This is a genomic window from Streptomyces sp. SID3212 (assembly GCF_009865405.1).
Taxonomy (GTDB): Bacteria; Actinomycetota; Actinomycetes; order Streptomycetales; family Streptomycetaceae; genus Streptomyces.
In genome coordinates this window covers 1-1560 of record NZ_WWJY01000702.1, presented here as the reverse complement: position 1 = coordinate 1560, position 1560 = coordinate 1, and the positions used below count along the sequence as shown (strand labels likewise).

The following is a 1560-nucleotide window of genomic DNA, read 5'->3' as shown; positions in this document are numbered from 1 at the left end:
CCGCCGCGAACACACCGAACGGCGCCGCGCGCATCGCCAGGCCGTCGCTCCACGCGTGCCGGTGCTGCGCCGTGATGGGCGCGGCGAGGCCCCGCCGCAGGTTCTCCAGCGTGCCGCGCTCACTGAACCCGGCCCCCCGGAACGGGCCCTCGTCCAGGTCCGCCAGCCAGTGGTGCCACGCCTTCTCGACGTGCGCGACGGTCAGCGCCGAGCCGTGCCGGGCCAGCAGCAGCCCGGAGAAGATCGCGTACTCCGTGTCGTCCGTACCCGCCGGGTTGTCCGCGACGAAGCCCTCGATACGGCCCCAGCGGCGGCGGATCTCGGAGGGCCGCATGTTCTCCGCGGGGGCCCCGAGCGCGTCCCCGACCGCGAGGCCCAGCAACGCGCCCCGCGCCCGGTCGCGCAGCACCGCGGCCTCGTCGCGAGCCGGATCGCATGCAATCAGCTCCATCGGTGGCCGCCCTTCCGCGCACAACGAGCCTGTTCCTGCCATCTGTGCCACGTACACGGCCCGGGGAGTCTGAGAAACGTCGCTGTCACCCGGCTGACACCAGGTCGGGGTGCCGGAGGGGCGCCGGAAGGGGGCTGGAAGGGGCCGGAGGGGCGCCGGAAGGGTGCCCGCGGCAGGGAGTGGCCGTCGCCCAAACCGTACGAAAGCGCTGGTAAGTACGGCCTTCCTTGCTGGCGGGGGATGTTTTTCGTGCGTACTTTCGATCACCTGGAGGCACCCGGAGGGGGTGGGCGCCGTGTCGGTGCCCGCCCGGTCCACCGCCGTGAAAGAGGAGAGCCATGTCCGTCATCGACACCGAGGCCACGCTCCACGAGGCCCACCGCGACAACCACACCCACCGCGACGTCAACGGCGGCTGGCTGCGTCCCGCGGTGTTCGGCGCGATGGACGGACTCGTCTCGAACCTGGCCCTGATGACCGGCGTCGCCGGGGGCGCCGTCTCCCACCACACCCTGGTGATCACCGGCCTGGCGGGCCTCGCGGCCGGTGCTTTCTCGATGGCCGCCGGGGAGTACACCTCCGTCGCCTCCCAGCGCGAACTGGTCCAGGCCGAACTGGACGTCGAACGCCGTGAGCTGCGCAAACACCCCGCCGACGAGATGGAGGAACTGGCCGCGCTCTACGTGTCGCGCGGGGTGGAACCGGAGCTCGCCCGCGAGGTCGCCCAGCAGCTGTCCAAGGACCCCGAGCAGGCCCTGGAGATCCACGCCCGCGAGGAACTGGGCATCGACCCGGACGACCTGCCGTCCCCCACCGTCGCCGCCGTCTCGTCGTTCGGCTCCTTCGCGCTGGGCGCCCTGCTGCCCGTCCTGCCGTACCTGCTGGGCGCCACCGCCCTGTGGCCCGCCCTGGTCCTGGCCCTCGTCGGGCTCTTCGGCTGCGGCGCGCTGGTCTCCCGGGTGACCGCCCGCAGCTGGTGGTACGGCGGGCTGCGCCAGCTGACCCTCGGCGGAACGGCCGCCGCCCTGACGTACGGACTGGGCGCGGCCTTCGGCGCCGCCCTCTGACGTACGGGCCGGGCGCCACCCTCTGCCCCGCCCGCCGCCCAC

The 1560-nt window shown here is 73.5% G+C and carries 2 protein-coding genes; one reads left to right on the top strand and one right to left on the bottom strand.

The features are described from left to right. On the bottom strand, nucleotides 1–451 hold a 451-nt coding region (locus GT042_RS21115), incomplete at its 3' end, for an ADP-ribosylglycohydrolase family protein (protein ID WP_202533355.1). A gap of 338 nt (nucleotides 452–789) precedes the next feature. Here GT042_RS21115 and GT042_RS21110 point away from each other — a divergent pair. After that, nucleotides 790–1518 carry a VIT1/CCC1 transporter family protein gene (locus GT042_RS21110; protein WP_161310291.1) on the top strand — a complete coding sequence of 243 codons (729 nt, stop codon included), beginning with the start codon at nucleotides 790–792 and terminating at the stop codon, nucleotides 1516–1518. The last annotated feature ends 42 nt before the right edge of the window (nucleotides 1519–1560 follow it).